The organism is Cyclobacteriaceae bacterium, assembly GCA_025808415.1.
Lineage (GTDB): Bacteria > Bacteroidota > Bacteroidia > Cytophagales > Cyclobacteriaceae > UBA2336.
Genome location: CP075525.1, coordinates 1,185,113 through 1,209,418 on the forward strand (window position 1 = coordinate 1,185,113; position 24,306 = coordinate 1,209,418).

Here is a 24,306-nt window from a genome sequence, read left to right on the forward strand (position 1 = left end):
TCTTTAAACTTGGCCATTTTAAAAGCGCATAAAAAATTCAGTGCCTTTGCCAACCGTTGATTTTACTGTTAATGATCCTTGGTGCTGGCGCATGATCTGGCGCGATAGACTCAGGCCAATTCCAGAGCCTGTTTTCTTGGTTGTAAAAAAGGGTATGAATATTTTTTCCAGGGCTTCCGGGTCGATGCCCGTACCATTATCCTTTACTGAAATAACAGGCCTAAGTTTGTCGTTGAAATAACCGCGGATAGTAATGTTCTTCTCCTCCTGATCCTCAAACGCCTGACTGGCATTTTTAACGAGGTTTATGAGCACCTGCTCAATCAAGCCCCGGTCTGCCAATATGGTTAAGTCAGGTGGATCAAGTTCGATTGTTAACCGGATATTTTTTTCGGTGAGTTCTTTTTTGTGCAGCATGGCTATTTCATCAAGCAAGGAGCATACTAAAAACGACTGCAGGCGGGGTTTGGGTATATGGGTCAGGCTTCTGAACTCTTTTACAAACTGGATCAGGTTTTCACTTCGCTTGCTAATGGTTTGCAGGGAAAGGTGGATGTCGGCAAGTTGTTCCCTTTGCAAAGGCTTATCTTCTGTGGCATTAACGTGGTCCCTGATTTCATCTTCCATCGTGCCTGCCAATGACGAAATGGGTGTAACTGAATTCATGATTTCGTGTGTAAGCACACGCACCAGGTTTTGCCAGGCCTCCATTTCTTTTTCTTCCAGCTCGCTTTGGATGTTTTGAAGCGAAATAAGTTTCATGTTTTCGCCACGCAGGGTAAGCTCAATGGCATAAATGGAAAGTTGAAAAATATCTTCACCGATTTTTAGTCGTATTAATTCACGCCCGCCTGTTTTTAGTTTTTGAAAAATATGCACCAGGTTACCATCAATTTCTTTCAGGTCATCCAGTACATCGGCTTTTGTTACTTTAAGTAATTTGCGTGCTGCACTGTTGCAGATTTCAATTTTTCCGGTGTGCTCATTGAAAATGACCAAACCAATACCTACATGCATGACAATGTTTTTATAGAATAGGTATTCCGTATCTTTTTCCTGTCGTTTATTCCTGAGTTTGGCCAGTGCTTCATTTAGTTCATCATGAAAGCGCTGCACATATGGATCTTTACTGTCGGTTTTGAAAGTGGCAGAAAAATCATCAAAGCTAACGGAATCTAAAAATGAAGCGATGTCTTTGTTTGACTGATCTACCATGTCAATGAGTTGCTTGATTTGGAACAACGTGATGGCCAAAAACGTAAGCGCCACAATGTAGCTTCCACGATCGAACATAAAATAACCGAAGGCCAGGATGCTGATGGCCAGAAAGATTATCCGGGGAACAACCGGGGATTTCCAGTTGAACTTATAGTCCATACTTTTCCATTCTCCTGTAAAGCGAGGCGCGTGTTAAGCCCAATTCATCGGCTGCTTTTGAAATGTTTCCGCTATGCAGGTTAAGCGCTTTGGTAATGGCCGCTTTTTCAACTTCGTCCAGGTTCAGGGTTTCGGCTGATAGCGATGAAACCGGGCGACTGAACAGGAAGTCGCTTTCCTGCAGCGAAGCGGAGTCGGTCATGATTACTGCCCGCTCGATAGCATGTTGTAATTCGCGGATGTTCCCGGGCCATGCGTAGCGCTTTAATTTATCCATGGCATTCGCGGAAATGGTAGTTACCTGCTTGTGGTATTTACGTGAATAATACTCCAGGTAATGTTGTGCCAGCAAAGCAATATCTTCCACGCGGTCGGAGAGGGGCGGTACTTTTATTTCAACGGTGTTGATGCGGTATAACAAATCCTGCCGGAAGGTTCCTTGTTCCACCATTTGGTGAAGGGGCATGTTGGTAGCACAAATCAATCGAATATCAACCGGCATAGGTTGGTTGGCACCCACACGGGTAACCTGCCGCGATTGCAATGCACTGAGTAATTTACTCTGCAGGGCCATGCTCAGGTTACCGATTTCATCCAGGAATAATGTGCCACCATTGGCCAGTTCAAACCGTCCGGGCCGGTCTTCCCGCGCATCTGTAAAGGCTCCTTTTTTGTGACCGAACAGTTCGCTTTCAAAAAGGGTTTCTGTGATGGCGCCCATATCAACCGAAACAAAACTTTTATCGCTGCGCAGTGATCGCTGGTGGATGGCGCGTGCAATCAGTTCTTTGCCGGTGCCGTTCTCACCCAGTATCAGTACATTGGCATCGGTTTTGGCTACCTTATCAATTAATCCGAAAACTTCTTTAATGGCCGGGCTTTCCCCGATGATTTCACCGAACGGTTTGCTGATCTGTTCTTCCAGCATTTCCTTGGCTTTGCGAAGCTTGTCCACTTCGTTGTAAGATTGTTTCAACCGGATGGCCGTTGATATGGTTGCAATAAGTTTTTCGTTTTGCCACGGTTTCAGGATGAAATCCGTTGCACCTTGTTTAAGTGCCTTCACGGCCATCTCCACGTCACCAAAAGCTGTAATGAGTATCACCACGGCATTGGGGTCTTTCTCCAGTATTTTTTCAAGCCAATAGAAGCCTTCTTTACCGCTGGTAATGTCCTTGCTGAAATTCATATCCAACAGGATAACGTCATAGGTATCGTTGTTGAGCAGGAACGGGATTTTGTTTGGGTTCTTTTCTATGATTACATGGTGGTTTTGCTTTTTCAGCAACATCTTGGCTGCCAATAAAACATCCTCATCGTCATCGATCATCAAAATTTTTCCACCTTCAGGGTTCATAGTATAGATTTAAGTAGTGCCTAATATTTAAAAGTTGTGCCAGAACGTTTTATGTGTGATTCAGGGTAAAAAACCCATAATTTGTGTTCTACAATGTACAAAGATGTTCATAAATGAACACTTTTTATGCCCGGTATCGAACTATTGGTTAAGGTTTAGCAGGATAAATCTCTACCTTTTTGTTGTAGATATGATACTCGTATTCATCCGTAGCGATAAAAAACAACATCGCGTTATTTAAAGTATTTTCGCGGATGGTTCTATCAAACAAGTCGTAAAAAATGAGCTTGTTATTTTGTACGTAATAAAGTTCTTCACCCAAAAAATTGAAATACAAAATATCCTTTCCGGGTATTACCCTTAGTTGTTTCCCAAGGGCATTAAAAATTTCGATCCCTGTATTTTTGTTATGAATAAACAGGAAGTTTTGATATTCGCGAATGCTAATCAGGTCTTCTTTACGCTTATGCACATCACGCGACAGTAAAACCTCAACATCTATTGATCCCTTTCCGGTATTGATTTTTTTAATGCTTAAATCAGCAGCATCTACAACCCAAAGGTTATTATCGCCTGAGGAGCAAACCAACCAGGGTTCAATGGCAAACTCATCTGCGATTTTAACTTGATTGAACGAACCAAACCAGGCAAAACTATACCATTGACCGGGGCGTTCGTAACTAAATGCCCGCGATCCGTCACGCGGTTCGAACACGGTTAGGGGAACTTTCGGCTTTACCTCTTGCAAGAGCTTACCGTTACCATCATATTTCTGTATGGTGCCATCTGCAAATTGAATGTACAAATCACCTGGCCTGTCAACGGATGCCCCGGTAACCTCACCTTTAAGCTGAACAGTTGCCCGTTGCTGACCGGCCACATAAAAAGGCAAGGCCACGCAAAGCCATATTGCCAATAAACTATTGCTGAAATGTTTTGAGTTGGACGGTTGCTCCATCATAAACTGCATAGGTATTAAAATGAACCCATTCGCCAAGGTTAATGTATCGACTGTTTTCCCCAACTTTCAAGTCGAGTGGTAAGTGCCGGTGACCAAAAATATAAAAATCGTGATGGCGTTTTTGTTCTAACTGCTTGCAGTAAGTTAGCAGAAACTCGTTCTCTTCACCTTCAAATTTTTCTTCCCTTTTGGTATTGCTTATCCGGCTTTTTTTCGACCAGTACTGAGCAATGCCTATGCCAAGGTTAGGGTGCAGTCGGGCAAACAGCCACTGGCAAAATTTACTGTTGAAAAACTTTTTCAGGATTTTATACGATGTATCCCCGGGCCCAAGGCCGTCTCCATGCCCTATCAATAGTTTTTGACTGTTGCACTCCAACACCAGGGGTTCGCGATAAACGGGAATGTCCAACTCCTTCTTGAAGTAATCAAACATCCACATGTCGTGGTTGCCGGTAAAGAAGATGATGGGGATGCCTGCATCGCGGAGTTCGGCCAGTTTGCCTTGCAGGCGAATGAAGCCCTTTGGTATGGCGTGTTTGTATTCAAACCAGAAATCAAAAATATCGCCCAACAGGTAGATGCTGTGTGCTTCTGGTTTGATTTGATCGAGCCAGGTTATTATTCGTTTTTCGCGGGCAATGCTGGAAGCATGATCAGGTACGCCCAAATGAAAATCGGAGGCGAAGAAGATCTTTTTGTTTTCGGGTAGGATTACCTGTATCATAGTATGCTGTAAACAACTGGATTAAAAATAAAAAAACCCAGGCATCTTTTTGTTGCCTGGGTATTTTCTGGTCATCCTATTTTTTATTAAAGTTTTTCGGCCGCATTGGGTTCTGTTTGTGCTTTCTCTTCCGATACCGGTTCGGTTGCTGCCGTTTTCTTATCCATGCTGCCGTTGGTAAATTGCTGATAGGTTGTTGGCTTTTCAAATGGCCGCTTACCGATCAACCGTTCAAGGTCCGCCTGGAACAGGATTTCTTTTTCAAGTAATTCCTTAGCAATTACTTCCAGGTGTTCGCGATGGTGGCTCAATAAATCTTTTGTGCGCTTGTAACATTCATCGATGATTTTCTTCACCTCTTCATCAATACGTTGGGCTGTACTGTCGGAGTAGGGTTTTTGGAAGGCATAATCGGAAGCTTTTGAATCGTAGTACGACAGGTTTCCGATTTCCGGATTCATACCATAAATGGTAACCATACTGTACGCCATTTTAGTAATGCGTTCAAGGTCGCTCAGGGCCCCGGTTGAAATTTTTCCGAACACAATATCTTCTGCAGCCCGACCACCAAAAGCCATGCACATTTCATCCATCAATTGTTCGGTTTGGTAAAGGAACTGCTCCTTTGGCAAGTATTGCGCATAACCCAGTGCAGCAACCCCACGCGGTACGATACTTACTTTCACCAAAGGATCGGCATGTTCAAGGAACCAACCGGCAACGGCATGTCCGGCTTCGTGGTAGGCAACAATTCTTTTCTCTTCCGGTGAGATAATTTTTGTTTTCTTTTCCAGGCCACCAATAACCCGGTCGATAGCGTCTTGAAAATCCTGCATATCCACGGCCTTCTTATCTCTTCGCGCAGCAATCAAAGCCGCTTCGTTACATACGTTGGCAATTTCGGCACCGGCAAATCCAGGGGTTTGTGCCGATAGTTTTTTAATATCAACCGAAGCATCGGTTTTAATGGGTTTAAGATGCACCTTAAATATTGCCTCACGGCCAACCACATCGGGTTTATCTATACTGATTTGCCTGTCGAAGCGACCGGGGCGCAAAAGCGCTGAGTCTAATACGTCTGGCCTGTTGGTGGCCGCCAGAATAATCACACCCGAATCGGTAGCAAAGCCATCCATCTCAACCAAAAGTGAGTTAAGGGTGTTTTCGCGTTCATCGTTGGCACCCGGCATTTGTCCGCGGCCGCGTGAACGACCGATCGCATCAATTTCATCTATAAAAACAATACACGGTGCTTTTTCTTTGGCTTGTTTAAATAAGTCGCGAACTCGTGCAGCTCCCACACCCACAAACATTTCTACAAAGTCGGAACCGGAAAGGGAAAAGAAAGGTACCGCAGCTTCACCTGCAACAGCTTTTGCCAATAAAGTTTTACCGGTACCCGGAGGGCCAACCAACAGCGCACCTTTTGGGATTTTACCACCAAGCTTGGTGAACTTTGACGGACTCTTTAAAAACTCAACGATTTCGCGGATTTCTTCTTTTGCTTCTTCCAAACCGGCTACATCTTCAAACGTTATCTTAACTTTGTTCTCAGCATCGAACAACGCAGCTTTCGATTTCCCGATATTAAAAATCTGTCCACCCGGGCCACCGCCACCAGTCATCCTGCGCATCAGCATCCAGAAACCGAACAGCAACAAAAAGAGGAATCCCCAACTGAAAAACATGTTGAAGTAATCAACGCGCGTTTCGGCTTTGTATTCGGGGCGTTCTGATTCCGGGATTTTACTTACCAGTTCGTTGTACCAGCGATCGAAATTATCGACTGAAATGATTTTGACTTTATAATGTGGCCCTGCATTGTTTTGGCCCATGGGACCTTGTATGTCTTCTTTATACTTGGCGTTTTGCAGGGCACTGGATGACAAGGTAACTTCAACAATCTCTTTATCTTTAATAAGTATGATGCTGCGCACATCACGACTTTCAATCATGGTTTTTAGTTCCCGCAGGTCTTTTTCCTTGAGGGTATTGCTGGTATTAAAGTACATTACCGCCATGATAATGGCCACCGTGGCCAGTATGACCCATAACTGGTAATTTCCCCCTTTAGGTACTTTGGGTGGTATGATCTTATTGTCTCGCTTATCCGCCATTTTTATCCTGTTTCAAAAAATTACACTTCCAATAACGCGACCCGGTTTATTTGGTTATTGCCGGTTCTTCAATTTCAATAATTTCGGCATCGCCCCATAGTTTCTCCAGGGCAAAAAATTCCCTTTTGTCCTTTCTGAAAATGTGGGCCACTACATCAAAGTAGTCGAGCAACACCCATTCTTTATTGTTTTTACCTTCAACATGCCATGGATTTTCTTCCAGTGCTTTGTACACCTCTTCATCTATAGAATCTGCGATGGCATCCAACTGCTTGTCTGACCCACCAGAGCAGATCACAAAAAAATCGGCTACGGCATTTTTTATTTTACGGAGATCTAAGACCAGGATGTCGAGGGCTTTTTTTTCCTGCATTCCTTTTACGATGGCGTCACAAAGTTTTTCGGAACTGACACCCTTTCTTTTTTTCGCCATTAAGCTATCTTCGATTTTCGTGTAAAACTAACAATATTTCCTTGTATAAAATCCCTGCCAATACGCTTTTCATGGGCAAGCAACTGGTTTATGTGCCAGAATGTCACTCCACCAACGATGAGGTACAACGCCTGATGCAACAAAAGGGTTCGGCCGAGGGTATGGTAGTTATTACAGCCAATCAAACGGCAGGGCGGGGTCAACGAGGTAGTGCGTGGATAACCGAGCCCGGCAAGAATTTAACTCTATCGATCGGGCTTAAACCAAATTTCTTAACTCCCAACTTCCAGTTCTATCTCAGCATGGTTGTTTCCTTAGGGCTGCATGATTGCCTTACCCGTTTAGTACCTGGGGCGGCCCTTCATATCAAGTGGCCTAACGATTTTATGGTTAATGATAAAAAGGTTTGTGGTATACTCATCGAAAACCAACTTGTTGGCCAGCGCATTGAACGTTCGGTGGTGGGGATTGGGCTGAACGTAAACCAACAATTTTTTGCCTGGCCGCACGCAACCTCTATTAGTTTAGAAACCGCAAGGCTTTATGAGTTGAACGAAGTACTATCAATGTTATTGGAGAGCATAGAAGCAAGGTATTTGCAGCTTAAAGCCAACGAGTATGGAAATATTAAAATCATGTATGAACATAAACTATACGGACTGAATGTGCTGCGCGAGTTTACCGTTGACCAACAAACGAAAGCGGGCATCATAAAAGGGGTTACTGATGAAGGTAAGTTAAAAGTATTGATAGAAGATGAACTTCACTATTTTGCATTTAAAGAAATCAGTTATGCTTACTGAACAGAACATCATTGTTTTTCTTTTTAGGGTTCATAAATTTTACATTCAGAATTCAATCTTATAACTCAACACGGGAATTAACGGTGTTTGATATGCGGTAGTAACTTGCCCGCTTAACGGTTCGAAATACTTTCCAAAAATATTTTTTCGGTTAGTTACATTTTGAATATCCAACGCAACGGTGTGCGTTGATTTGGGTTTGTTACGTTTTAAACTGATCCGCAAATCTGTCCTGAAGTAGGCCGGATTTTGTTCTTCAAAGGCACGTTCTTCATAACGTACCGTTTCACCCCGTGCAACCGATTCTTCCAGGTTAATGGGTGTGGTGCGTAAGCCACCGCTATAAATGCTGCGAAGGTTAACGCCTAACACACGCTCTTTCTTTAACATAAATTCTTTGCCACCGGTAAAAGTCATGTTGGCGTTTCCGTTGAAGCGTGTGTTGCGCCATTTGTCTTCATGAGTCTTGTATAATGAGTTGTATACCGAAGTGGAAAAGAGGAAATAGAGGTTATTGTGCGTGAACTGCTCCAGCGTAAACTCAACCCCGTAATTTTTGCCGTACCCTTCGTTAACCAATGGATCGGTTTCGTACGACCATTCCTGGTTTAGGATGGAGTATGTTTCAGTTGCACCTGCTTTTATGGGAATATCGAACAGGTGTTGATAGTAGGTTTCAACTTTCAAGCGCAAATAGGGATTCAATGAGCGGTCGTACCCTACAACAAAATGGTGCGATTTGCTCAAATCCAGGTTTCTGTTCGCTTTAATAATTTCTCCGTTTTCCTCATGCTCTCCAAAATACGTTCCCAAGGGTTGAACCTGGCTGTGGAGCCCATAGCCGAAATTGATTCGTTGTGCTTCATCTAATGCATAGGAGGCACTGATCCGCGGTTCTACCGAGATGGAATTATTTAAAAGCAATTGCAGGTAATGAACTCCGCCATTGATGGTCAACTGTTCGGATGCTTTAATGTTTATTTGTGAAAAAGCCTGAATGCTTTGTGTATTGCCTTTTGCGTTGATATCTGTTAGAAAATGATTTCCATCGGTATGGAATGATTGCTGCCTTAAACTGTAATGGAGTTGGTTCAGGTACACACCGCTGCGCAAACTGTACCGCGCTGATAATTTTGTATTGAGCACTGAGCTGAAAGTAAGCTTTGAGTTTTTAAAGTTTCCATCATACCAACGTTGGTTGGTATACTCGTCATCCAGCCTGTACATAACATCACCAAGTTCATTGCCCGAGGCCAATATTGTTGTTTGAAGAAAATTATTTTTATTGATCAGGTAAGCATGCTTAATGCCCAATGCACCGGTGTTGGAGAAGTAGTTTGAACTGTAGCGTTCATAGTCATACGCCCACGCCAATGAATCTTTTTTAGCTTCATTTCTTTGGTCACTTAAGCCTCCAAAACCAAAAATGGTTACAGCGCTTTTCTTTCCTGTGGGTAAATGGATATTTAACGAAAGATCCTGAAAGTTGGTAATGTAGTCACCCAACGGAACGCCAATCTTTGAGAGCAAGGATAGTGTTGAATAGCGGTAATTTATCAAGTAAGAGCCTTTGTAGTTTTTGGCAAGGGGGCCTTCCACGGCAAGAGCACTTCCCAAAAAACCTGCCTGAAACGTTAGCTCTCTTTTTTCATTGTTTCCTTTTCGTAAACTTAAATCAAACACACCAGACAGTGCGTTGCCATATTCTGCCGAGAATGCCCCTGTCAGAAAATCTGAGTTCGTGAGCAATTGTGAACTCAGGATGGAGATTCCGCCACCCGATGCACCGGGCGAAACAAAATGGTTTGGATTAGGTATGTCAATACCCTCCATGCGCCACAATAACCCGTTGGGGTTATTTCCCCGAACGGAAATGTTGTTGTTTCCGTCATCTGTGCTTACCACCCCGGAAAATGATGCCGCCATTCGGGCAGGGTCGTTTATGGCTGCGGCAAATTTTCTTGTTTCTTCAACGGAAAAAGTCCTTCCGCTTACCAGCACCATGTCGTTCATGGTGCGGTCCTTTTCAACAGCAGTAACTACAATTTCCTGCATCTGAATGATATCCTCTTCAATAGGAATGTTCAACACCACCTCTTTACCGGAATTGACAACCACATTGGGGAGGATAAAATCTTTATAACCGATAAAACTTACCCGGATGGTGTATGTGCCGATGGGTAATTTCTGAATCTTGAATTCACCATCAACATCGGTAGTGGCACCAACCAACGGATCAGTATTCAACACCATAATGGTAGCCCCGGGCAGCGGGGTTTGACTTACCTGGTCGATGATTTTGCCCCGAAGGGTTTGGGTTAAGCTTTGGGCGGCTAAAGCAGTTGTGCTGATAATGAAAGCCACAATAATGATTTGCAGGGTTTTCATGGATTTGTAATTCAGTTTGATCCATGACAACCGAATAGCGGTTAACCCCTATGCCGCGTTATTTTTTTTCAGAAGAATCGTATACCTGCCCTGAAACCCCACCATATCTGCATAGCCAGGTCATGTCGGGGGTAGGTACGTTCATATTGGACGGAAGGTGTGTAGTAAGTAAATAGTTCAGGATGTCGGTTGAACGTTGTATCGTAAACCCTGATGGAAACGGTTGGCCCTGCATAAATACCAAACTTACGAGCTACTTGAAGATCCAGGCCAGTGTAAATCCTGTTTACAAGGTTCAGTGCCTCTACATTTCCTTTATTAACCTGGTTTGCAGTTGCTTCAATATTCAGGTACATTTTTTTAACGATTCGGGGTGAAGTGCCCACACCATAACCGAAGGACCAGGTAACGGAATCAGCCTGTTCAGGGCGCATGCCAACGGAGATGATATTATAGAATGCACGCACACCGGTGCGGAACGAAACATTAACAGGCATTACATCATCTGCCCCAAGTTCAAGGGTGTGATACCCTTTTGCAACAAAGCTTAAGAAGCCTACCGGAACACCGCGTATGCTATCTGCTAGGTTAATGAAACCGATTTGCGATCCGTTGACATGCTGTGCCACGTTTGCAAAACCAGCTACCTGTGTTCCGTTAATGGTTTTACTGAAGTTGGCGAAACCAGAAACCTGTGCGCCCTCAGTATGCTTAGCGGTCAGGTTTAGGAAACCTGCCAGTTGGGCCCCATGCATATTCTGCAAAGCAAGGTTGGCAAAACCTGAAGCCTGAACACCTTGCGTGGCTTGTGGGTTGAGGTTTAATGTTCCGGCCAGTTGAACACCTTTTGTTTCACCGCCATTCAGATTAAACATGCCTGCAGCCTGAAATGATTTTACATTACCGGTGTTGATGTTAAATACCCCGCCAAACTCGGCTTTGTTTGTGCCTGCTGAATAGCCACCGATAATGTTGAATGACCAATCGTTGGTAACGCTGCCGCTTAACTTTCGATTGGTACCCACAAAAGGAACGAAGGACATCTGCCAGGTGCGATGGATGGTATCCTGCACGTTGCCCAGGTTAATGCTGGCTATCGAATTTTTTGTCCATGTCCACACTTTTACTGCAGGCTTGGAAATACTTTCGCCTACATTATTCAACTTATCTTTATCAATACTTATGGAAACCTTTTGAAACGATGAACGCTTTTGTGGCGCAACCACTACGGTATTCGTGTAGTCAAGTTTTTTAATGATGAGTTTGTAATCATCGGGTGTGGGTTTTTTAACACTGTATTCAAAGTAGCCATACTGGTCGGTAGTTACTGACCGAAGGGTTACCGGGTTATATACCGTGGCTGATTCTACTTTCTCACCTGAAGCCTCATCTACTACATACCCGCTGATAGTTACTTCCTTCGATGATTTTGGCAATGGTGTTAAAATAATGTAAACACCTTTTTGTTTCATTTTCACCTGGCCTTCAAAAACAATTTCCAGGATTTCGCGGGTTGTTTGGTTGTTGAATTGGTTGTTAACATCCCGGTTAACATCCAACGAAGAAGCACTGTATGAAAACACACAGCCGGCTTCATGCGATAACCGTTTTAAAAATGAGTCAAGCCGTTCATTTTGTGCAGTAAGTGTTACGGATCGTTCCAATACCGGTACATGCTGGGCCGAGGCATGAAAAATGCTTAAAACAATAAATAGCGCTGGTAAATACCTCATACAAAACAGGGCGTGCTCAGGCTAACGAAGCATAAGGAATAAAGTTTCTTACGGACAACCCCCACCGCTAAGTAAAATTTCGTTTCCGTTGTCAGTAACCGTGAGGTTAAGTGTTTCGGAAATGATTGATATAATCGTGTCAAGATCTTCATGGGTAAAGTTTACGGTAAGCCTGCAATTCTCAATATTTCCTGAAACTATAATCCTTCGGTTGTACACTGCACTTAATTGTTCAACTGCCGATTTTAAATCAACATCATTGAAAATGAACAACAGGGTTTTATAGGCGATTACATTAGGGTCGGCTTCAGCTTTTGAAAATTGTTTGGCGGATTTATCATACGCTCCCATCTCACCGGCTTTGATCAGGATGCCGCTGTCCTGGATGGTGTAGAACTGGACTTCGCCTTCAATAACGGAAACTTCCACCACCGGGTCGTTAGGGTATGCTTTCACGTTAAAGGTTGTTCCAATATCGCGGATAAACAGGTCATCGGTCTGTACCACCCAATCCACTTTTTTATCGGGTTTTATGGTAACGGTGGCTTCACCAGTAAGCTTAATTACCCCTTTACGTTTACGTTCGTTGTATTCTACCTGAACTTCACTGTTCTTGTTCAACGAAAGCTCGGTATTATCGGCTAGGGCCTGGGTAATTACTTCAGCATGTGTGGCCAGGTAAAGTTGCCCGGTAGAGAAGTACTGCCAGTATAAAAAATAGGAGAGCATACTGATGAGGAAAAGGCTGGCGGCAATCCGCCAAAGGTTAGCGGCCGGTAATTTTCGAACCTTTACTGATCCGATTTTGTATTTTACTTTTTCCCAGGCTGCGTTTGTGTTGTAGTGATAGCCATCATCGGCCTGCGCTTTTTCATAAATCAGTTTGGCGTGATCGAAATATTTTTGGTTATCGGTCGAGCGGGCACACCACTCCAGTACCAACTGCATTTCCTCAGTTGTTGCTTCACCGGTAATGTATTTACCGACTAAATCCTCCATATCGTATTCCGCGCGGTTCATTGATCTAACAGTCCGTTCATCATTAGGGCAATCAGCGGCAAGTAATCGCGAAGCTGCTCGCGCATTATTTTGAGGGCTTTGCCCATTTGGTTCTCTACTGTCTTCACCGAAAGGTTTAGCTGATCGGCTATTTCCTGGTACTTTAATTCTTCAAAACGGCTAAGCTGGAAAATAACCCTGCATTGTTCGGGTAAAACCTGTATAGCCTTTCGGATTCTGGTCTCCAACTCATCGCGCAGTGTACTTTCATCAGAGGCTTCGAAATAGCGCTCGCCAGTGTGTACTTCATTTTGCGCATACAAGTGTTTAACCTTTTGGTGTTTGAGGGCATTCAGGCAAGCATTTCGGATGGCGCGATAGAGGTAAGCTTTAACAGATGTGTTGATGTCAATGGCCAGGCGTTTTTCCCAAATATTGATAAACGACCCCTGCACAATTTCTTCCGCTTCCTCCGGATCGTTTACAAAGGTGTTGGCATAGCGGCACAGCGGTTGGTAGTAGGATTTGAACATCATCTCAAAAGCATTTTTATCGCCCGATCGGACCGCACTAAAACTTTCTATGCCTGATGAATGCACTACCCTAAGTGGTTTCATCGCAAGTTAAGGTTTTAGGCGGTTTTTGGTAGTAAGACAATCCATTGGCATGTTACCCCTATGTCAATTCTTAAATTGTGCAAAGCTTAGCAGCCGTTTACATAACCCTTGGGCGATCTGTCCTAAATAATTGAGAGCCAGATAAAGTGTAGTGGTATATTCGCCCAGCTAAAAATTATACAACCTATGCGATTTCTACGGATAATCATTTGTGCGATGCTGACCCTGCCGGCCTGGTCGCAAAAGCTTGACATGGACAAACTTAAGGGCCTTACCCCACGGGCCATTGGCCCGGCCGGTATGAGTGGACGTATTACAGCCATTGATGCGGTCGTTAACAACCCGGATGTAATTTATGCCGGTGCCGCATCGGGCGGGGTATGGCTCTCTACCAGTGGAGGCGTAACCTGGGAGCCCATCTTCGACAAGGAAACAACACTCTCCATTGGAGCTATTGCCATTCAGCAAGATAACCCAGCAGTGGTTTGGGTGGGTACCGGTGAGGGCAACCCACGTAACAGTTTAAATGGTGGTGATGGTTTGTATAAAACGTTGGATGGAGGCAAAACCTGGAAAAAGGTTGGGTTGGAAAAAACCCGCCACATACACCGTATCATCATCGATCCGAAAAACCCCAATACCGTTTATGTGGGCGCCATCGGTTCACCGTGGGGCGAGCATCCCGAGCGGGGTGTTTACAAAACTACGGATGGTGGCACAACGTGGGAGAAAATCCTTTTTGTTGATAATAAAACCGGTTGTGCCGAACTGGTGATGGATCCTTCAAACCCCAACAAGCTTTTCGCTAACATGTGGGAGCACCGAAGGATGCCGTGGACGTTCAACTCCGGTGGCCCGGGATCGGGTTTGCACGTAACGTACGATGGTGGTAAAACCTGGAAAAAACTAACCAGCAAAGAGGGCTTACCCGAAGGAGATTTAGGAAGGATGGGATTGGCCATTGCCCGAAGCAAGCCAAACGTAGTGTATGCCCTCGTTGAATCGAAGAAAAATGCTTTGTACCGTTCGGATGATGGCGGTGAGAAATGGACTATGGTAAATGATAAAAATGAAATTGGTGACCGTCCGTTCTATTACTTCGAGATTTATGTAGACCCGAAAAATGAAAACCGCTTATACTCCATTTACTCAAGGGTTAGTGTGAGTGAAGATGGTGGAAAATCATTCAAAGAATTGTTGCCTTATTACGGGGTTCACCCCGATCACCACGCCTGGTGGATCCATCCTGAAAACCCAAGTTTCATAATTGATGGTAATGATGGTGGATTGAACATTTCCCGCGACATGGGCAAAACCTGGGTGTTTGCCGATAATATTCCGGTGGGCCAATTCTACCATATTAATGTAGATATGGATCATCCTTATAATGTATATGGCGGTATGCAAGACAATGGCTCGTGGGTTGGTCCGGCCTATGTATGGCGCAACGCAGGTATCCGCAACAGCTATTGGCAGGAAATGTACTTTGGTGATGGCTTCGATGTATCTCCCGATCCGGACGACAACCGTTATGGTTATGCGATGTCTCAGGGCGGCAACCTGGCACGGTATGATTTAAAAACTGGCTTCACTAAAAACCTAAGGCCAACACATCCGGATGCAAGCATGAAATTGCGTTTTAACTGGAATGCAGCATTGGCACAAGATCCCTTGAACAATTCAACCATTTATTATGGCAGCCAGTTTTTGCATAAGTCGACCAATAAAGGTGATACCTGGGAAATTGTCTCCCCGGATTTAACCACTAACGATCCGTCAAAACAAAAGCAACATGAAAGTGGCGGACTTACCATGGACGCAACCGGTGCGGAGAATCACTGTACTATCCTTGCTATAGCACCAAGTCCGGTTAAACAAGGTGTGATTTGGGTGGGTACCGATGATGGACAAGTGCAGGTAACACGCGATGGTGGTAAAACCTGGACGAATACTACTTCGCGTATTACAGGCATGCCAAAAAATTCATGGGTGGCACAAATACAAGCTTCAACGTATGCTGAAGGTGAGGCCCTTGTAGTAGTGAATAATTACAGGATGTTCGATTACAAACCCTACCTGTTCCGCACGAAAGATTTTGGTGCAACCTGGGAAACCCTGGTTACCCCGGCCCAGGTTGGTGAAAGCAACTTCACCCTGTCGGTTGTACAGGACCCGGTTGAGCCTAAACTGATGTTTCTGGGAACGGAAAATGGATTGTTTGTAAGCATTGATGGCGCAAAGAACTGGACCCGATGGACTAACGAATACCCGGCTGGTACACCAACCATTGATATGGTAATCCATCCGCGCGAACATGATTTGGTTATTGGTACATTTGGCCGCGCCATTTACGTGTTGGATGATATCCGTCCGCTGCGCGAGATGGCTAAGTCATCCACAGTGGCGACAAAGGCAGCACATATATTTACACCTCCGGATGCTTATTTGGTATCCATACAGCAACCATCAGGCCCACGCTTCGATGCGAATGCAGTTTTTAACGGGCAAAACCGTCCTGCAGGAGCAATGATTTCCTATTCAGTAAATAAACCATCTGCGCCCTCAACACCTCAACCAGTTGCCGACCCGAAGGCTAAAAAGGGCAAGGAAGAAGTTAAACCTGCTGCACCTGCGCCTAAGTCGAACGTGAAGTATGACTCAGTGAAGCTGGAAATCTATAATGCGAAGGGTGAATTGATTAATACGTTGCGTCAAAAAGCTCCTGAAACCAATGGCGTGTACAGAATGAGTTGGATGTTGAATGAAAAGAGTGACCGTCAGCCATCGCGCGAACGCCCCCGTGGTGGTATGGGTGGTGGAGGAGGTTTTGGTGGCTTTGGCGGAACTTCTGTTCTTCCGGGTACCTACAAGTTGCGCCTGACCTACGGTGATCAGAAAGATTCAACATCAATACTGGTAAAAGCCGATCCCCGTATGGACGTTCCGGCTTCGGTGTATGAGCAGCGTTATGCCATGATTAAAGACTTGCAGAAACTGAGGGCTGTAGCGACTACGGCTACGGATAGGCTACGCGAATCAAAGGAAATTGTGGAGGAGTATGAGAAAAAGATTAAAGATTCGAAACGCACCGATTTGAAAGAAGCTGCTGATAAAACAAAAGCGGTTAAAGATTCTGTGAATGCCTTGTTTGATTTTATTTTAGGTAAGGTTGATACGCGCCAGGGTATTGTACGGTCACCCGACCCAACTCCGGTATCGTATATTCAAACGGCCCAAGGTTATATTGGCCGGTCACGCGATCCGATAAGCGAAACCGACAGGCGCGTGTATAAACATGCAGAAGATAAAATTGCCGAGTTGACGAAAAGGGTAAATCACTTTTACGACACTACCTGGAAGCAATACCGTGAATTGATGGAGAAAGTAACCCTTTCACCGTTTAAAGATTACGAACCACTTAAAAATTAAATCAATTCGTGTCATCTCGCCTGCTGGCCACGGTGGGAGCTCTAAGGAAAAGCGTTTGAGCGAACATAAAGATTTTTGAAATTGAATATAATTATAGAAGTTCCTCGCATTGTCGTTGAACGTTAACCTTTAACAATAAATAAATATTAGTCTGGCGGGTTTAATCCCCCAGACTTTTATTTTTGAGCCGCATTATGGTAACCACTAAGAATTTGTCATTTGCCTACGGGAATCAGAAGAGAATTGCCTTTCCGGATTTCAGCATTAATAAAGGAGAACATTGTTTGTTGTTGGGTGAATCCGGTAGTGGTAAAACTACATTGCTCCACATCTTAGGCGGCTTGTTGCGTGGGTATTCAGGATCAGTTAAAGTGGCAGGAACGGAATTATCTTCTCTTTCAGAAACAGCTCTCGATCATTTTCGCGGCAAGCATATGGGCTTTGTGTTTCAACGAAATCACCTGATCAGCGCACTCACGGTGGAAAAGAATTTAATCCTGGCGCCCTATCTCGCTGAACTTCCCATCCAACACCAGCAGGTAGATGCCGTTTTAGGAAGCCTGGGAATAGCGGAAAAGAAACACAGCAAAGTAACTGAACTGAGCCAGGGGCAGGCGCAGCGCGTGGCCATTGCACGGGCGGTGTTTAATAACCCTCCCGTTATTTTGGCCGATGAACCCACCTCAGCGCTCGATGACAAAAGCTGTGCGCAGGTAATTGATTTGTTGATTCATGTAGCTAATGAACATCAGGCCACCTTACTGGTTGCCACACACGATCAGCGCTTGCAAGATAAAATCGAGAAACAGATTAGCCTACACGGATGAACATCGTACTACTTGTCTGGAATTATTTAAAAGCAAAACCACTGAACACGGTGTTGAACATTGTTTTGCTTTCGCTTGGCATTGCGGTAATTGTTGTGCTGTTGTTGTTTAATAAGCAATTGGAAGAAAAAATTTCTGAGAATGCCCGCGGTATCGACCTGGTAGTAGGGGCAAAGGGTAGTCCGTTGCAACTAATCCTGTGCAATATTTTTCATATTGATTTTCCTACAGGTAACATTAACTTGAAGGAAGCGGAACGCATTGCTAAAAACCGGTTGGTGAAAAATGCCATTCCGTTAGCGTTGGGTGATAGTTATGAAGCCTATCGTATTATCGGTACCGACAAGCGTTATGCAGAGTTGTATAAAGCGGAAGTTGAACAAGGCGAGTGGTTTACGGAAGAACTGGAAGTTGTGCTTGGCGCCAATGTAGCAGCCATGACCAAATTCAAATTAAACGATGAATTCGCCAGTGCGCACGGGCTCACGGTCGGTGGTCATGCCCACGATGAACACAATTTTGTAGTAAAAGGAATATTGAAGCGATCCAATACGGTGTTGGATAATCTTATCCTTACTTCCGTAGAAAGTGTTTGGCATGTGCACGATCTTCATACCGAAGAAGATCATCAGCACCACGAGCGGGATACTTCTTTTGTTGCTTCACCGTTGGTGCCTTCTATCGCGGCTGGCGATTCCACAAAGGAAATAACATCGTTATTGATACAGTATCGTTCCGCCATGGGCGCTATTCAATTACCACGGTTCGTCAATGGACAAAGCAGCTTACAGGCCGCTTCACCGGCTTTTGAAACTGCACGGTTGTTTTCCATTTTAGGGGTAGGCGTGGATATTCTGATGGCGTTTGCCTATGTATTAATTTTTATCTCTGCGTTGAGCATCTTTATTGCGCTTTACAATTCATTAAAAGAGAGGCGTTACGATTTGGCCATTATGCGCTCCATGGGCGCCACGCGGTTAAAGCTTGTGGTAACTATTTTGTCGGAAGGCGTATTGCTTACTTTGCTGGGCAGCATAATCGGGTTGTTGCTGGGGCATGGGGTGTTAATGATCATGACGGCCTTTGTGGCCGAAACCCAGAAAGCCGGGATAAGCGGTATTGTTTTCTACCATGAAGAATGGATAATTTTGGCGGGAAGTTTGTTGTTAGGGGTGTTGTGCGCGCTAATACCGGCATGGCAGGCTTATCGTACAGATATTTCAAAAGTATTGGCAGGTAATTAATTCAAGATTCTAAATTCAAAATTTAGAAAGCATTTTTGAATCTTGAACGTTGAATTTTGAATAATAGAAATGATGAAAAAATATATTAACACAACTCTTTTTTTGCTTGTAGCATTAGTTTCATTGGCGCAGCCCAAGTTTGATGCGTGGAATGAGTTTGCCAAAACCAAATTTGAGCCCAAGTACTATGAAAAGCTTGGCGAATATTTGTTCTACCCCAGCTTCCCAGAAACCTTAAAAGCACTTGAAGGAAAGGAAATTACTGTTGAGGGTTTTTATGTTCCCTTTGCACCGGAAGAAGGCAACTACATCATTCTTTCAAAATACCCCATGAGCCAGTGCTTCTTTTGTGGTGGCGGAGGTCCGGAGTCTATTGCTGAAGTCTCTTTTAAAGGGACGGTACCTAAATTCCAGGTAGATGACCTTATTACCATCAAGGGTAAACTCAAACTCAATGCTTCCGACATTGAGCATGTGAATTTTATTCTTGAGGAGGCGGTGTTGGTGAAGAAGTAGCAACAAACGGTTCCTGTTAATGGAAGTAAGTATGTTACCTCAACGTAAATTGCTTATCTAATGTATAAATCATATTGATGCTCCAGTCAAAATCCTGTGCCGGTATATCTGACTTCATTGCTTTATTTACGATGCCCGAAATGGTTATTGGGAAGTCACGGATACCAAACATGGTAGTTGCGTTTGCATAAAAACCATCGTCCGCGTCAACCTTAAGATAAAATAGTTGTGGACTGAAGCTAACATATGTTTTATCCGCCAACTTGATTTTGGTAAAGTTTCCTTGCAGCGAGAGAAAATTAGAATTCTGTGGCCCGTGTTTTTGAAAGCCATGACCGCGCAAATAATATATACCTACATTAACGTGATCTGAAATCTTATAGGTTGGAATAACTTCCAAGGCAAGAAAGCGCCTGGCCACCGACAGTTCCTCTTGTATACCGTTTATCATAACGGTTCGTGTCACATAATTCAAGCCAGGCAAGTGCCCACCAAATGACAACTGAAATTTGGGTTTTATGATCGCTTTGTAGCGATAGATAAAAATAAATGACCAAGGGCGACCTTCCAATGCATAACGAAACTGAGGCTCAAAGCTCAGGCGTTTGTTGCCCATGCGCATATCCAGAAAGACCGCAGGATCGCCCAGCGTAAAAGCCGGAATGATGGAAAATCCATTGTTGGTTACACTCAGATCGGCCCTGAAAAAGAAAGTACTGTCGCGCTGCGCATAACCGTAGGTTAAGCTAAACAGGCAAGCCAACATTAGAGATAGTTTGATTTTCATAATATTAAGATGGTGTAAGTTTTAATTGTCTTGCATTTAAAGATATTACTTAAATACCACCTCGTGTTTGAATATGTTCCCTGTGCTTAAATGCTTTTTCGATCACATCCAGTCTTGCTTTGCGTGGATCGGGCTTACCGGCCACTTTCCCATCTAAATCAACATCCAGGATTTCTTCTTTTTGAATAGTATAAGCAGGCCAAACCGGCACACCCTTTCCATTCGGGTTACCTGTTTTAGCAAAGTTTGTCCAATAGGTATTCATGATCCGCGCTAACTCTATTTCGTCAGGTGTTGCTTCAGCGGATACTCCCCATCGGGCATGGAGGGTGTTGAATACAAACGAAATGTCGGAGCCATGACCGGCACCATAGCGCGCCCGTTCCCGCATTGCGGCAGGGACGTAGCCGAATTGATACATGTAAGCGGGTGCACGGTTGGCTACAAAAGCTCTTGCTGTCATCCGTGCCGGCTCACCCCATACCCAGTCGGTGTTAAACTTTGTGAGTACCTCAGCAAATTCTTTGTTCCCATCCGGATCGAAGGCAGTTTTAGCTTCACTTTCAAGTTCACCAAAAAGTGAAAAGAGTTGTTCTTTTGAAGTGGCCGTACTAACAAAGGCTCCTCCTATTTCCGCACTGCAATTTCCGATAATGAGTGGAACACGCGCCTGCCTGCCTGCTTTGTAGGCGCTCTCTGCTGTTTCCACTACCAGGTTGCCATCGAGGATCGGGCCTGAGTAGGTTCGGGCACCTGTGCTATCGGTTTCCTGGCCACCATCTACAATTTCTTCTGCACTTAGGGAACGAAGTTTTGCGAGTGCATCATCATCCGTGCTCGCGATTCTATGTTTACGCGCAAAGTTTACCCCGATTATCTCCGCAGAAACAGTATATAATGGATCAGCATTTTCTTTATTAATCGGTCTGCCTGTAAGAACTCCATCACGGCCACCACCTGAGTGACTGATCGCCTTATGAAAAAGACCTTTGGCGGCCGGGATCGTTAAAAGCGAATGAACGGAAACTCCACCGGCAGAAAAACCAAAAATCGTTACGTTGTTCGGATCACCCCCAAAGACAGCAATGTTTTCCTTGATCCACTTAAGCGCGGCAATCTGATCCATGTAAGCGTAACTGCCTTTAAATTCTTCCGGATGTTCTTTGCTCAATGCGGGGTGCGCAAAATGACCGAGGCGACCAAGCCGGTAATTGATCGTTACCAGTATGACACCATGTTTGGCAAATGCATCTCCTGCCGAACCAGGGCCAGAGCCGCTACCTCCGGTGAAACCGCCTCCGTGGATCCAAACCATCACTGGCAATTTTGATTTCTTCGTAGCGGTAGCCGGTGTCCACACATTCAGAAAAAGACAATCTTCGGATTGAATAGCAGTCGAACCGGGCCAGGCTCGCTGTGGGCAATCAGCACAGTCTTTGGTTGCATCACGAACATCTTTCCATGGCGTTACCGGCTGCGGTGGTCGCCAGCGAAATTCACCTACCGGTGGTGCAGCATAAGGAATGCCTTTAAAAGACGCGACACCTTCTTTGACTGTGCCGCGTACATCGCCTGAAGCAGTTTTCACTACTGGGCCTGAAGGTTGCTGTGCATGTGAATTCCATGCGAAGAGGAGAAACGCAATTACAACAGATATCTTTTTCATTTGAATGTTAGTTTCGGGATGACATTTCAGCGAATACTTTTCGTGCAGCGTCCGCATCTGCCTTACTTACTGATTTTTCAACCACTGCGAAGACCTCTTCAATTTGATTTTTGGTGATTCCTTGTCGCATGGTTAATCCCAGATGCGAGGCCAGCATTGGCTCCACGCCACTACCTAATGCGATGAGCACGGATACCGTAATAAGCTCGCGCTCGGCAAATGTGAGCACATCTCTTGAAAATAGATCCGCAAACAAATGCTCTTTTAAAAACCGATCTATCTCCGGACTGAATGCACCATAGCCACTGGTGGGTTTCTCTATCGGACCATCTGTCGAGCGACCACCCAGTTTGGCAAGATTCTTCCAGCCGGTTTCATACTTATTCGTGTCATTTACGGCAGTGGCTTCTCTGCCGATATTGTCTTGTATGCCTTTTGCTTTTCGCTCGTCAAGCACAGTCATTAATGTATTGAGGCCTTGAATGCTTCTGGGAAACCCGCAGTACGCGTATAAGTGAACCAGTACTTCTTTACACTCATTGATGGTAAGCCCGGCATCGAGACCTGTGTTGAGTGCTTGCTTGAGTTTCACTAAATCACCTTTAGCGGTGAATGATGAGATAAGGACTATTGCCTTTTGCTTTTCAGTAAGCGCTAAAGTGTTCTGAGCGTCTGTCACCGTACAGAAAAAAAACATGCACAAGGAAAATGTCGCTATTAAAAAAGTCTTCAGTTTATTCATAACGCTACTAATGTTTAATAACATGCGTATCGCGCACGCTGCTGAATGTCAGGGCTAACATTTTCCATTCTTTCTTTACCTTTTTATAAACTTCCGTTACAGTAAACTCAGTCACCACTTCACTGCCGCGAACGTCAGCCGTTAGCGTAATGCGGCTCCACACAATTGCAGTATTATCAACCAACTCAACAGCAACATCTTTAACATCAGCCTTCTTATACCAGATACTTCCCGTTTTAATGATTTCAAGCTCTTCATTTTTTTTCCAGGTTCCGCTCATGTGTACAAATTTTGATTTGTCGTGAAATAATGGAGCGAGCTTGTCAACATTCTTGTCGGCCATCCATTGCCATTTGTCTTTGGAAAGAGTGACCAGTTCCTGTTCTTCTTTTGTGTAGCTTACAGAAGCCGGTGTTTGAGCGTAAGACGATAGTGCTAATATTACCAGCACGCAAAGTATGAGCAGCGATTTTTTCATAGTGTTATCTAGTTTGTTTAGTTGTTATTTATCCAGTTTCTTTTCCTTTAACCATTTCGACATCAGGTCAGCGATTTCAATGTTGTTCAAATCCGAAAAAGGAAAATGCGTATTGCCTTTAATTCCGATTTCAGGTAAGTGAACTACGGTTACATCACCGCCATGTTTGTTCACTGCATCGCGCCAAAGCCGTGCCATTTCAAGCCGGGCGCGCCAGCCATCCGCTCCGGGATTGGGATCAGGCTTTGCGGGAATATTATCTCCGTAATAAATGATGATGGGAATTTTCGTGAGTTTAATAAATTCATCCATCGGCCTACCAATAGCAGCAACCGGGCCAGATGAACTTTCAATAGGAGCAGGCACTTCACCTTCTGGAAAGATGAAACCGCTTCCGGGTTCATACGATACAATTGCTTTTACTCTATTGTTCTTAATAGCGGTAAGCCATCCCATTCCACCGGAGTGTGAATGCGTCACCAGAATTCCTTCCCCGATCTTATCAAACAACTTGGAGGTTGCGTCCGCATTTAAGTTTGGGTCGATCCCACCTATGTTTGGCACCATCTGCCGAAAATACTGATTGAGTGTTTCCGGATCTTTCGCAAACTGTACACCGGGAAAATATTCCGGCCAGATGCCAACGCGAAAGGTTCCAAACCACATCTGCTCATCGGGTACAGGGTTAATCATAGCAGCTTCTGTACTCCGGCTCGCTCTGCCTCTTCGGGGTTGATCAAGTATGTACACGCCAAAGCCACGCCTCAGGAAAATGTTCTGAAAGCCTTCACGTCCGTCCGGAGTGGTTTCCCATGTTTTTGAAAACTGGCCGATGCCATGCCAGAATACCAGTGGAAGTTTTTTTGCTTTCACAGGAATTTGATAAAATACGTAGGTGTGGTCACCATGAAACGTCTGTCCTTCTGGTGTGCGTTTGATGTTGTCATACGTTCCCGGGTTGGTGATGACGGTTCCACCAACAGCAAAGCTTCCCTGCTCCTGAATCACCATTGGTTTCTTTTGTGAATAACCAATGAAAGATGTAAGAAGTAGAGTAGCTATGATAAATAAATTACTTGAGTTGTATTTCATAATTATAATGGAT

The 24,306-nt window shown here is 44.5% G+C and carries 20 protein-coding genes; 5 read left to right on the forward strand and 15 right to left on the reverse strand.

Annotation, left to right across the window (positions count from 1 at the left end; translation table 11 throughout):
- Nucleotides 1-18 precede the first annotated feature (18 nt).
- The 6 genes from KIT51_05580 to rsfS form a co-directional block, all read right to left on the reverse strand.
- Complete coding sequence (locus tag KIT51_05580) at nt 19-1,377, reverse strand: HAMP domain-containing histidine kinase (protein ID UYN87728.1); 1,359 nt, start codon at nt 1,375-1,377, stop codon at nt 19-21.
- Nucleotides 1,367-2,707, reverse strand: coding sequence for a sigma-54-dependent Fis family transcriptional regulator (locus KIT51_05585; GenBank protein ID UYN88504.1), 1,341 nt, complete (start codon nt 2,705-2,707; stop codon nt 1,367-1,369). The genes KIT51_05580 and KIT51_05585 overlap by 11 nt, the downstream gene beginning before the upstream one ends.
- 175 nt (nt 2,708-2,882) lie before the next feature.
- Entirely contained in the window at nt 2,883-3,695 is an 813-nt protein-coding gene (locus tag KIT51_05590) for a hypothetical protein (protein ID UYN87729.1), read from the reverse strand.
- Nucleotides 3,655-4,422, reverse strand: a complete 768-nt coding sequence (locus tag KIT51_05595) for a UDP-2,3-diacylglucosamine diphosphatase (GenBank protein UYN87730.1) — start codon at nt 4,420-4,422, stop codon at nt 3,655-3,657. Before KIT51_05595 ends, KIT51_05590 begins: the two co-directional genes overlap by 41 nt.
- An 86-nt stretch (nt 4,423-4,508) precedes the next feature.
- On the reverse strand, nt 4,509-6,539 hold the full coding sequence (gene ftsH / locus KIT51_05600; protein UYN87731.1) for an ATP-dependent zinc metalloprotease FtsH: 2,031 nt from the start codon (nt 6,537-6,539) through the stop codon (nt 4,509-4,511).
- Between the two features lie 46 nt (nt 6,540-6,585).
- Nucleotides 6,586-6,972: a ribosome silencing factor gene (rsfS, locus tag KIT51_05605; protein ID UYN87732.1), complete on the reverse strand. Its 387-nt coding sequence runs from the start codon at nt 6,970-6,972 to the stop codon at nt 6,586-6,588.
- Nucleotides 6,973-7,013: 41 nt separating this feature from the next.
- Here rsfS and KIT51_05610 point away from each other — a divergent pair, with 41 nt between their 5' ends.
- The gene (locus tag KIT51_05610; GenBank protein UYN87733.1) at nt 7,014-7,775 is read left to right on the forward strand and encodes a biotin--[acetyl-CoA-carboxylase] ligase; all 762 of its coding nucleotides are present in this window, start codon (nt 7,014-7,016) and stop codon (nt 7,773-7,775) included.
- Nucleotides 7,776-7,820: 45 nt separating this feature from the next.
- On the opposite strand, the gene KIT51_05615 is transcribed toward KIT51_05610, so the two are convergent.
- From KIT51_05615 to KIT51_05630, 4 genes are all read right to left on the reverse strand, one after another.
- Nucleotides 7,821-10,163: a TonB-dependent receptor gene (locus KIT51_05615; GenBank protein ID UYN87734.1), complete on the reverse strand. Its 2,343-nt coding sequence runs from the start codon at nt 10,161-10,163 to the stop codon at nt 7,821-7,823.
- Between the two features lie 68 nt (nt 10,164-10,231).
- Complete coding sequence (locus KIT51_05620; protein ID UYN87735.1) at nt 10,232-11,896, reverse strand: hypothetical protein; 1,665 nt, start codon at nt 11,894-11,896, stop codon at nt 10,232-10,234.
- A 48-nt stretch (nt 11,897-11,944) separates the two neighbouring features.
- Nucleotides 11,945-12,916 (reverse strand): FecR domain-containing protein, encoded by a 972-nt coding sequence (locus KIT51_05625; protein UYN87736.1) that lies wholly within the window; start codon nt 12,914-12,916, stop codon nt 11,945-11,947.
- Complete coding sequence (locus KIT51_05630; GenBank protein ID UYN87737.1) at nt 12,913-13,512, reverse strand: RNA polymerase sigma-70 factor; 600 nt, start codon at nt 13,510-13,512, stop codon at nt 12,913-12,915. Before KIT51_05630 ends, KIT51_05625 begins: the two co-directional genes overlap by 4 nt.
- A 252-nt stretch (nt 13,513-13,764) precedes the next feature.
- Between KIT51_05630 and KIT51_05635 the strand changes: the two genes are divergently transcribed.
- The 4 genes from KIT51_05635 to KIT51_05650 all read left to right on the forward strand — a co-directional run bounded on the left by KIT51_05635 (nt 13,765) and on the right by KIT51_05650 (nt 19,528).
- Nucleotides 13,765-16,941, forward strand: coding sequence for a hypothetical protein (locus KIT51_05635; protein ID UYN88505.1), 3,177 nt, complete (start codon nt 13,765-13,767; stop codon nt 16,939-16,941).
- A 194-nt stretch (nt 16,942-17,135) separates the two neighbouring features.
- Nucleotides 17,136-17,768, forward strand: a complete 633-nt coding sequence (locus KIT51_05640; GenBank protein UYN87738.1) for an ABC transporter ATP-binding protein — start codon at nt 17,136-17,138, stop codon at nt 17,766-17,768.
- On the forward strand, nt 17,765-19,012 hold the full coding sequence (locus tag KIT51_05645) for an ABC transporter permease (protein UYN87739.1): 1,248 nt from the start codon (nt 17,765-17,767) through the stop codon (nt 19,010-19,012). Before KIT51_05640 ends, KIT51_05645 begins: the two co-directional genes overlap by 4 nt.
- A 69-nt stretch (nt 19,013-19,081) precedes the next feature.
- Nucleotides 19,082-19,528: a hypothetical protein gene (locus KIT51_05650; protein ID UYN87740.1), complete on the forward strand. Its 447-nt coding sequence runs from the start codon at nt 19,082-19,084 to the stop codon at nt 19,526-19,528.
- A 34-nt stretch (nt 19,529-19,562) separates the two neighbouring features.
- On the opposite strand, the gene KIT51_05655 is transcribed toward KIT51_05650, so the two are convergent.
- From KIT51_05655 to KIT51_05675, 5 genes are all read right to left on the reverse strand, one after another.
- Entirely contained in the window at nt 19,563-20,315 is a 753-nt protein-coding gene (locus KIT51_05655; GenBank protein UYN87741.1) for a hypothetical protein, read from the reverse strand.
- Between the two features lie 49 nt (nt 20,316-20,364).
- Nucleotides 20,365-21,981 carry a carboxylesterase family protein gene (locus tag KIT51_05660; protein ID UYN87742.1) on the reverse strand — a complete coding sequence of 539 codons (1,617 nt, stop codon included), beginning with the start codon at nt 21,979-21,981 and terminating at the stop codon, nt 20,365-20,367.
- 7 nt (nt 21,982-21,988) lie between these two features.
- A complete protein-coding gene (locus tag KIT51_05665; protein ID UYN87743.1) occupies nt 21,989-22,573 on the reverse strand; it encodes a carboxymuconolactone decarboxylase family protein in 585 nt (194 codons plus the stop codon).
- Nucleotides 22,574-22,730: 157 nt separating this feature from the next.
- Nucleotides 22,731-23,201 carry a nuclear transport factor 2 family protein gene (locus KIT51_05670; protein ID UYN87744.1) on the reverse strand — a complete coding sequence of 157 codons (471 nt, stop codon included), beginning with the start codon at nt 23,199-23,201 and terminating at the stop codon, nt 22,731-22,733.
- Between the two features lie 24 nt (nt 23,202-23,225).
- A complete protein-coding gene (locus KIT51_05675; GenBank protein UYN87745.1) occupies nt 23,226-24,293 on the reverse strand; it encodes an alpha/beta fold hydrolase in 1,068 nt (355 codons plus the stop codon).
- Between the last annotated feature and the right edge of the window lie 13 nt (nt 24,294-24,306).

Coding starts and splice junctions, on each gene's coding strand:
- KIT51_05660 (UYN87742.1), bottom strand. CDS start 21,981: ATGAAAAAGATATCTGTTGTAATTGCGTTTCTCCTCTTCGCATGGAAT.
- KIT51_05655 (UYN87741.1), bottom strand. CDS start 20,315: ATGAAAATCAAACTATCTCTAATGTTGGCTTGCCTGTTTAGCTTAACC.
- ftsH (UYN87731.1), bottom strand. CDS start 6,539: ATGGCGGATAAGCGAGACAATAAGATCATACCACCCAAAGTACCTAAA.
- KIT51_05640 (UYN87738.1), top strand. CDS start 17,136: ATGGTAACCACTAAGAATTTGTCATTTGCCTACGGGAATCAGAAGAGA.
- KIT51_05595 (UYN87730.1), bottom strand. CDS start 4,422: ATGATACAGGTAATCCTACCCGAAAACAAAAAGATCTTCTTCGCCTCC.
- KIT51_05650 (UYN87740.1), top strand. CDS start 19,082: ATGATGAAAAAATATATTAACACAACTCTTTTTTTGCTTGTAGCATTA.
- KIT51_05580 (UYN87728.1), bottom strand. CDS start 1,377: ATGGACTATAAGTTCAACTGGAAATCCCCGGTTGTTCCCCGGATAATC.
- KIT51_05675 (UYN87745.1), bottom strand. CDS start 24,293: ATGAAATACAACTCAAGTAATTTATTTATCATAGCTACTCTACTTCTT.
- KIT51_05630 (UYN87737.1), bottom strand. CDS start 13,512: ATGAAACCACTTAGGGTAGTGCATTCATCAGGCATAGAAAGTTTTAGT.
- KIT51_05590 (UYN87729.1), bottom strand. CDS start 3,695: ATGATGGAGCAACCGTCCAACTCAAAACATTTCAGCAATAGTTTATTG.
- KIT51_05625 (UYN87736.1), bottom strand. CDS start 12,916: ATGAACCGCGCGGAATACGATATGGAGGATTTAGTCGGTAAATACATT.
- KIT51_05670 (UYN87744.1), bottom strand. CDS start 23,201: ATGAAAAAATCGCTGCTCATACTTTGCGTGCTGGTAATATTAGCACTA.
- KIT51_05585 (UYN88504.1), bottom strand. CDS start 2,707: ATGATCGATGACGATGAGGATGTTTTATTGGCAGCCAAGATGTTGCTG.
- rsfS (UYN87732.1), bottom strand. CDS start 6,972: ATGGCGAAAAAAAGAAAGGGTGTCAGTTCCGAAAAACTTTGTGACGCC.
- KIT51_05635 (UYN88505.1), top strand. CDS start 13,765: ATGGACAAACTTAAGGGCCTTACCCCACGGGCCATTGGCCCGGCCGGT.
- KIT51_05645 (UYN87739.1), top strand. CDS start 17,765: ATGAACATCGTACTACTTGTCTGGAATTATTTAAAAGCAAAACCACTG.
- KIT51_05620 (UYN87735.1), bottom strand. CDS start 11,896: ATGAGGTATTTACCAGCGCTATTTATTGTTTTAAGCATTTTTCATGCC.
- KIT51_05615 (UYN87734.1), bottom strand. CDS start 10,163: ATGAAAACCCTGCAAATCATTATTGTGGCTTTCATTATCAGCACAACT.